Annotated in this window: 8 protein-coding genes; 4 read left to right on the top strand and 4 right to left on the bottom strand. The window is 65.6% G+C overall.

Annotation, left to right across the window (positions count from 1 at the left end):
- The first annotated feature begins 258 nt into the window (after positions 1–258).
- Entirely contained in the window at positions 259–471 is a 213-nt protein-coding gene (locus tag Q7T26_00340; protein MDO8530610.1) for a hypothetical protein, read from the top strand.
- Between the two features lie 5 nt (positions 472–476).
- Here Q7T26_00340 and Q7T26_00335 read toward each other — a convergent pair whose 3' ends face one another.
- A complete protein-coding gene (locus Q7T26_00335; protein ID MDO8530609.1) occupies positions 477–800 on the bottom strand; it encodes a DUF971 domain-containing protein in 324 nt (107 codons plus the stop codon).
- 242 nt (positions 801–1,042) lie between these two features.
- Between Q7T26_00335 and Q7T26_00330 the strand changes: the two genes are divergently transcribed.
- On the top strand, positions 1,043–1,747 hold the full coding sequence (locus tag Q7T26_00330; protein ID MDO8530608.1) for a metal-dependent hydrolase: 705 nt from the start codon (positions 1,043–1,045) through the stop codon (positions 1,745–1,747).
- Here Q7T26_00330 and serS read toward each other — a convergent pair.
- Positions 1,744–3,093 carry a serine--tRNA ligase gene (gene serS, locus Q7T26_00325; GenBank protein MDO8530607.1) on the bottom strand — a complete coding sequence of 450 codons (1,350 nt, stop codon included), beginning with the start codon at positions 3,091–3,093 and terminating at the stop codon, positions 1,744–1,746. The two genes, Q7T26_00330 and serS, sit on opposite strands and share 4 nt — an antisense overlap.
- Before the next feature lie 154 nt (positions 3,094–3,247).
- On the opposite strand from serS, the gene Q7T26_00320 reads away from it, so the two are divergent.
- Entirely contained in the window at positions 3,248–4,768 is a 1,521-nt protein-coding gene (locus Q7T26_00320) for a hypothetical protein (protein ID MDO8530606.1), read from the top strand.
- A gap of 60 nt (positions 4,769–4,828) precedes the next feature.
- Here Q7T26_00320 and Q7T26_00315 read toward each other — a convergent pair whose 3' ends face one another.
- The gene (locus Q7T26_00315) at positions 4,829–5,200 is read right to left on the bottom strand and encodes an iron-sulfur cluster assembly scaffold protein (protein MDO8530605.1); all 372 of its coding nucleotides are present in this window, start codon (positions 5,198–5,200) and stop codon (positions 4,829–4,831) included.
- A gap of 194 nt (positions 5,201–5,394) precedes the next feature.
- On the opposite strand from Q7T26_00315, the gene Q7T26_00310 reads away from it, so the two are divergent.
- Positions 5,395–6,852 carry an NAD-dependent malic enzyme gene (locus Q7T26_00310; protein ID MDO8530604.1) on the top strand — a complete coding sequence of 486 codons (1,458 nt, stop codon included), beginning with the start codon at positions 5,395–5,397 and terminating at the stop codon, positions 6,850–6,852.
- 126 nt (positions 6,853–6,978) lie between these two features.
- On the opposite strand, the gene Q7T26_00305 is transcribed toward Q7T26_00310, so the two are convergent.
- On the bottom strand, positions 6,979–8,024 hold a 1,046-nt coding region (locus tag Q7T26_00305; protein MDO8530603.1), incomplete at its 5' end, for a UGSC family (seleno)protein.

Below are 8,024 nucleotides of genomic sequence, written 5' to 3'. Positions count from 1 at the left end.
GCGTGACATACCGTGGGTTTGCTTTGGCCGCTAACCTGCGGCAAAACTCCCAGTTGCTCACCGGCACCATGCCGTTGCGTATGAAACTACGGTGATAACGTTTAGATTCATGAATCCCCTTATCTCCCATCCCATTCACATCATCCAGGGCTGCACCGAGCCTGTCGGCGCAAGCGTGCTGAATCAAGCCACGCGGTATAATACCAGAGGCATGAGTATCTTGGGGCCGGAGCAGCCCGATATGAGAGAGGTTAGCGCATGAACCGGTTCGTGATGAGCGTGATTCTGCCCCTCGCCGTCCTGGCGTGCGTGGCGCTGCTGATTGCCTCGGTGGGGACGCTGTTCCTGGCGCTGGGCAAGAACGCGCTCTTCGCGGCGCTGGCATTCGTCGTCGTCATCATGATTGCCGCCTCGCTACTGAACCTCAAGAAGTCGGACGCGGCGGAAGGCCAGCACGGCGGCGGTCGCTAACGGCGCTACTGGGCCGCGGGCTTCACGGGCTGGCACTGGGGGCACGGACACAGGGACCGCAGCATCTCGTGGGTATAGATGCCCGCCGCGTGCAGGTCTGTCCACAGGAACTGAAGCCCGTAGTAGCCTACCTGTATCCAGTCCACCGCCTGCACGTCCTCCGGCACGTTCTTCTCGGACACCCGACGCCTGCCGCTCATCTCGTCCACACAGCCGGCGCACCGGCACTGCCCGCGAAGGTACCTGTTGGCGTATGTGCTCTGGTGCCCGTCGTCCCACGTGATTCTGATGGACTCCGGACTCAGGACAACCTGCTTCGGCGCCGGCATTCCCGTCCCTCCCGATAGTTCTCCGTGGCGTATCCCGCCTTCCACGTTACCACGGGGCGGACGCCGCGCGCCACACCCCCCGCATCTCCGCCGGACAGGTTGCCGGACAAGGATACAAGGGGGTACACTGGCTTGGATATAGCGAAGGCATCCCGCCATTGCATGCTCACCCTTCGACAAGCTCAGGGTGAGCGGACAATCCCGCTCGTGGTGAGCTTGTCGAACCATGAATGAAAGGGACTATGCCCCGACGAGAAGATGAATACTGGCTGGCGCAACACCCGCCCGCCTGCACGTGCGTTGCCTGCGCGGAGAAAAGGCTGCGCAGGCTCGGCATCCGCAGGGGAGCGCCCGGCCGCCTGGAAACGCTGGCCAGGCAGCTGTCCTGGCCGTTGGGGATGGCCGCCTTCTTCGCGGCGCTCAGCTTCGCGTTCTCACTGCTTGGCCTGACGGACAATCCGACGCGGCAGCCCAGCAGGTCAGGCCTGGAGACCGGACGGCTGGCCTTCGAGATCGGCGGGCACTTTGTTTTCGGCTTCGCGGTCGGCGCGGCCACACGGCAACTGCGGTACGCCCTGCTGGCGGGCGCCGTGGCCGTGGCGGTGGATGTGGACCACGTGCTGTGGTTCCTGGGCACACAGGCGGACCCACGGGCCAGCCACGCCCTGCTGTTCCTGCTGGCCAGCGCCGCGCTGGTAGGGCTGGCGGCGGCCCGAGACGCGCGCCAGCGCCTCCTGACAGGCGTGGTGATAGCGGGGGCGGTCGCGTCGCACCTGGCCTTCGACGCGCTCCTCGGCGATGGCGAGTTCCCGCTGCTGGCGCCTTTCTCCTTCAGCCTGGTGGCCCTGCCGGTGTGGGCGGGCGCGGCCCTGGAAGGAGCGGCGTTCGTCGCCGTCCTCGCGGTGGCGCAAACGCTGAGGAGTCGTCCGGCGTGGCCGCGCCGCTAGGGGATGCAGTCGAAGCCGGTGTACGGCCGCAGCACGTCCGGCATGCGCACGCTGCCGTCCACCTGCTGACAGGTCTCCAGAAGGGCGATCATCACCCGCGGCAGAGCGAGGCCGGAGCCGTTCAGCGTGTGGACGAACTCCGGCTTGGCTTTGGGGTTCGGGCGGTAGCGCAGGTTCGCGCGGTGCGCCTGGAAGTCGCCGCAGGCGCTGCACGAGCTGACCTCCAGCCATTCGCCGCAGCCGGGCGCCCATATCTCCACGTCGTAGGACTTCGCCGACTGGAAGCCGATGTCGCCCGTGCACAGCTCGACCACCCGGTAGGGCAGGCCGAGGCCACGGGCCACGGACTCCGCGTGCGACAGCAGGGCCTGTAGCTCATCGGCGGAACGGGAAGGCTCCACCAGCTTGTACAGCTCTATCTTGTCGAACTGGTGGACACGCTTGATGCCCCGCACGTCGGTGCCCGCGGAGACCTTCTCGCGGCGGAAGCAGGCCGTATAGGCGACGTAGGACAGAGGGAGCATGGCCGCGTCCAGGATTTCGTCCCGGTGCAGGTTCGTCAGCGGGACCTCAGCGGTGGGCACGAGCCAGAGGTCTTCTTCCGCGTCCCGGTAGAGGTTCTCCCCGAACTTGGGCAGGTTGCCGCTGCCCACCAGACACGCCTCCTTGACCAGGTACGGGGGATATATCTCCGTGTAGCCGTGCTCGCGGGTGTGCAGGTCCAGCATCCACGTAATAAGCGCCCGCTGAAGTTTGGCCCCCTTGCCCTTCAGGATGTAGAACCGGGAGCCTGACATCTTCACGCCGCGCTCAAAGTCAATGATTTCCAGCTTCTCGCCCAGCTCCCAGTGCGGCCTGGGCGTGAAGTCGAAGGCGCGCTGCTCTCCCCACGTGCGAACGACCTTGTTGCCGCTGGAGTCCGGCCCCACGGGCACCGAGGGGTCCGGCATGTTCGGTATCTGAAGGAGCAGCATCGCCAGCTTTGCGTCAATGTCCTTGACCTGAGCATCGAGCGACTTAATGCGGTCGCTGACCTGGGCCAGTTCCGCCTTCATGTACTCCGCTTTGCTCAGGCTGGCGCTCGCCGCCTTCTGCTCGGGCGTCAGCCGGTCGTCCGGCCCTTCCGTAGAAGGGGGCGCGGCGTGTTTGCGCGCCTCTCCCAAGACCTGCCCTATCTCCTTGCTGGCCTTGTTCTGCTGGGCACGCAGCGTCTCCATCTCGACTAGCGTCTTGCGGCGCTGCCTGTCCATCTCCAGGATGTCGTCAATTGGAGCCGTGGCGCCGCGCTTGGCCAGCCCCTCTCGGACGACCTCCGGGTGCTCGCGAATGAACTGCAAGCTGATCATGTCACGTTATCGCGCATCCTTTGCAGACGATATTCGACTCCAAGGCGGTATTGTAGCACACGCGGGACCCCGTTGATCGGACAAGTGTTATTATTACAAGAAAGCTATTTGCTTCCGGGCTTTTCCCGTGTCCACAGCGTATTGGAGGTATCACGTGCATACTGCTCCGCTGATCCGTGGGCGATGGACAGGCGTCCTGCTCGCACTCGTTCTGTTCCTCGCTTCGTGCACCGCGCCGACTGCTCCGGCCCCTGTCCCGTCGCCGACGCCACAGGCCACCGCCGCGACCCAGCCCACGGCGACGCCCGCGCCACCTACGCCAACTCCCGCGCCGGCGCCCACGGCAGCCCCCACGGCAGCGCCCGCGGCGACGCCGACACCTCAGCCGACGCCATCTTCGACACCTCTGCCGCCTAGTCCAACGCCGACGGTTGCGGCTACTTCCACGCCGGCGCCAACGCCCACTCCAACACAGGCACCCCCGACGGCCACACCCACGCCAACACCTCTACCGCCGACGCCCACGCCAACGCAGACGCCCGCCCCCACCGCGACGCCCACACCCATCCCTGACCTTTTTGCGTGGATATGGCAGGGCCAGGTGTACACGAGCAACCTGGTCATGGAGCCTACCATCTTCCTGAACCCTAACCAGACGTTCAGGATGTACTACAACGACAACACGGACGGCAAAGCGGGCATTGCGAGCGCCACGTCCGGCGACGGCATCGCCTGGTCGCGCGACCCCGGGATACGCATCCAGCAGAGCGGCACCACCGGCATCCATGTACTGGATGACGGTCGGCTACGCATGTTCTCCGGCGCGTTCAGTATCGGCAGCTTCATCTCCGCGGGCGGGTTCACCTTCGACCCGGAGCAGGGCATGCGCCAGCCCGCCAGAGGAGAACTGGACAGCGCCGCAAGCTTTGCTCCGGACATCATGCGGCTGTCGGACGGTCGAGTCCGTATGTACTACACGGGCTTGGCCGGTTCCGAGCTGTTTCCCGGCGGCGTCACGCGCATCCTCTCGTCCGTCTCTTCCGACGGCCTGAGCTTCACCCGGGAGCCGGGCGCCCGCATTGACGGCGTGCCCACCGGCGAGCCGGACATCTCGCGCCCGCGAGTCCTGCGCCAGCCCAATGGCACATACGCCATGTATTTCGCGAACGGCAGCATTCTGCACTCAGCGGTCTCCTCCGACGGGCTCGCCTTCACTCGCCTGGGCAGCACGGGAGTCCTGGGCACCAGCTCCAGCACGCTCTTTCAGCCCGACGGGCGGAAGCGCCTCTTCCACGCGTACTCCAGCGCTCAGTGCGGCAACGTCATGTTCTCGTCCATAGAGACAAAGGTGCCTTGGAAGCTCACCGCTGGCCCTGACAGAGGCAAGCTGGCAGGCCCCAACCAGCCGGTGACGTTCACCGTCCAGGTAGTCGGCTCCAGCGCCAGGCCAGTGCGGCTGGACGCCAATCTCATGATGCTGTGCGGCTCCGACAGGAGGCCGCCCGCGATGATAAGCGTGACGCCTAACTCTGGTCAGCCGCCCTTTACCGCGACGGTCACCCTTACCCTGGAACTAGTTGGCACTGTCTTTCGCCAGGACGTGCCGCTGACCGTCATCGCCACGGACGGCACGCTGACCCAGCACTTCACGGTGTCTGTCCGGTCCAGCCCGTAAGGACAAAAAAAGGCGGGGCCTCCGTGAGGCCCCGCCCCCGTCACGGCCACAGCCCGCCCTTTACGCAGCCCGACGCCGGTGGTCCTGGATGGCGTTGCGCAAAGCGTCGGCCGCCAGCACGGAGCAGTGCACCTTCCCCCGCGGCAGGCCCCCCAGAGCGTTCGCCACATCCTCCCGCTTCAGCGCTTCCGCCTCGGCAAGGGTCTTGCCCCGCACCATCTCAGTCGTCACGCTGCACGCGGCGATGGACGCGGGGCAGCCCCGCGCCTGGAAGCTGGCTCTCAGGATGATTTCACCCTCGATGCGCAGGAACAGCCGGGCCACATCCCCGCAGGCGGGATTCTCCTCGTCGCCCACGCCGTTGGCGTCTTCCATGACACCCGCGTTGCGCGGGCGCTGAAAGTGGTCCATGACAAGGGCGCTGTAGGCCATGCCTCCTCCTGACGGGGCCTCCATAGCCACTATAGGTCGGGCCCTCCGACGGGTCAAGCTGTGAGCACACCAAAATGCTATACTACATCTGTCGCAATTGACCAGGGCGCGCCGGCGGCGACTGGCACGGGCGCTTCCCTCTCGCCGACCACATGCGCACCCCCCGTCCTCGGTGCTCTTGAAAGGAGTCGGGAATGCCAACAGCCACAACGCCTACGACAACGACCCGGGGCCCTGGCTATACCCTGACGATCCGCGCTGAGTACCCGAATCATGCGGGCATGCTGGGCAAGATCGCCACCGCCATCGGCAAGGCGGGAGGCGATGTCGGCGCGGTGGACATCGTGCGCATGGCCGGGGGCAAGATCACGCGGGACTTCACCATCATCGCCCATGACCTGGACCATGGCCATGCCATTGCAGCGAAAATGGAGGCAATCCCCCAGGTCCGGGTGACCGGGCTGTCCGACCCCACGTTCCTGGTGCACCTGGGTGGCAAGATCGCGACCCAGCTCAAGGTGCCCGTGACCACCCGGTCTGACCTGTCCATGGTCTACACGCCGGGCGTTGGCCGCATCGTCGAGGCTATCCATAACGACCCGCCGTCCGTCTGGACACTCACCATCAAGGGCAATACCGTGGCGGTCGTATCGGACGGAACCGCCATTCTGGGTCTGGGCGACCTGGGGCCGGAAGCGGCCATGCCCGTGATGGAGGGCAAGGCCATGCTCTTCAAGGAGTTCGCCAACATTGACGCCTGGCCCATCTGCCTCAGCAGCAAGGACCCGGACCGCATCGTGGAGGCGGTCAAGCTCATAGCTCCTGGCTTCGGCGGCATCAACCTTGAAGACATCTCCGCGCCCCGCTGCTTCGAGATAGAGGAGCGGCTTAAACGCGAGCTGGACATCCCCGTCTTCCACGACGACCAGCATGGGACGGCGGTTGTCGTCATGGCGGCGCTCATGAACGCCTGCAAGCTGACCGGCAAGCGCATGGAGAGCCTGAAGGTGGTCGTCAACGGCTCCGGCGCGGCGGGCGTGGCGTGCATCAAGATGATGATGGCCTGCGGCACAAGCCACATCATCGCCTGCGACAAGACCGGCATTGTCTACAAGGGCCGCGCGGAGAACATGAACCGGGCGAAGGAGTGGCTGGCCGACAACACCAACGCCGAGCGGGTTAAAGGCACCCTGAAGGACGCCCTGACGGGGGCCGACTTCTTCCTGGGCGTCTCAGGCCCCGGCGCGCTGACACCTGATCACTTGAAGGTGATGAACCGCGACGCTATCGTGTTCGCCCTGGCGAATCCCACGCCGGAGATAATGCCTGAGGAGGCGCAGCCTTACGTGCGCGTGATGGCCACGGGCCGCTCCGACTATCCCAACCAGATCAACAACGTCCTCTGCTTCCCCGGCATCTTCCGCGGGGCGCTGGACGTGCGCGCCACCACCATCAACGAGGAGATGAAGCTGGCCGCCGCCCACGCCATCGCCGACGCGGTGCCCACACGGGACCTTCACGAGGACTACATCGTCCCCAGCGTGTTCAATCGCAGCGTCGTGAGGGCGGTGGCGCGGACTGTCGCGGAGACAGCCCAAAAGACGGGCGTGGCCCGCCGGTCCCGGCGCTCTTATCACATGTTCCGCATGTAGCCGGGGAGGGCAGCGCTCTCACCCGCGCGTCTTGCAGTCCGCAAGGGCTGCCGTCAGCCACAAAACAAGGCCCCTTCGCCGTATGGGCGGAGGGGCCTTGACGCGAATGCGCCGGGCGCGTTCCGGCTATTTCGCCTTGAACTCCTCAACGCTGCGCACGCGCGTGCCGTCCTTCTTCGCAATCGGCTTCGTCTGGGCCTGCGTGGTGCCGAACGTGGGCATGAACACCGTGTGCGCCGCCAGCAACCCGCCGCAGACGACGAGCATGATGTCCTCCGCCCGCTCCGTGATGTAGAACCTGTCCACGGACGGGCCGACGCTGCGCCGGTGCCGCATGCGGTCCACGGTGAACGGCGGCAGGCTCGCGGCCGTCCTGCTGGACTTATCGAAGAGATACTGCTTCACATCCCGCTTGGAGTAGCCGTCCTTCTTCAGGATGCCCGCCGACTCCGGCGAGAAGGCGACCATCGGCTCCCCTATCCCGCTCATGAAGTTGTTGCTCCCCATGGCGGACATGTTGTCAGCCACCATGGCCAGTATCTGGATGCCGTCTTTCCAGCCGGGGATAAGCTCCGGCGTGGTGATCACGTTGATGACGCTGGCGACGCCGCACGCGGTGACGGTGCTGTCCTGTCTGTCAAAGCCCCTCTCCACGTGCAGAGGCTCCCACGGGTTCGCCTCCTCGTGCTCCGCGATGCAGAACGTGAACTTACCCGGCTGCCCGAAGGTCGCCTTGTCCACCGCGCCCGGCTTGGCGCCGCCCACATTAATCATGAGCAGGCGCATCGCCCGGCCGATGACCGCGTTCGCCCGCTTGCATGGCCCCATGCAGCTCGGCCCGCTGTTGATGTCAAGCTCTTTGGCTATCGGCCCGTTCACGATGAACAGGGGCGTGACCGGGTTGGTGGTCGTCTGGACGCCGTACAGGTTGAAGTCCTTCTCGATGATGGCTTCCGCCGCGGCGATCAGCACCGGCATGTGCTGGGGCAGGCACCCCGCCATCACGCCGTTGATGGCGATCTTCTCCACCGTCGCCTCCGCGTACACGGGGGCGAGCTGCCCCACCAACTCGCCCGGCGCGCGGTCGGTGTACTCCAACATGCGGAGCACGCGCTCCTCGGTCGGACACACGATGGGCAAGCCTTCGGTCCAGCCTTTCTGATAGTAGTAGT

Source organism: Dehalococcoidia bacterium (assembly GCA_030648205.1).
Lineage (GTDB): Bacteria > Chloroflexota > Dehalococcoidia > JAUSIH01 > JAUSIH01 > JAUSIH01.
This window is presented reverse-complemented; position numbering and strand designations above follow the sequence as displayed.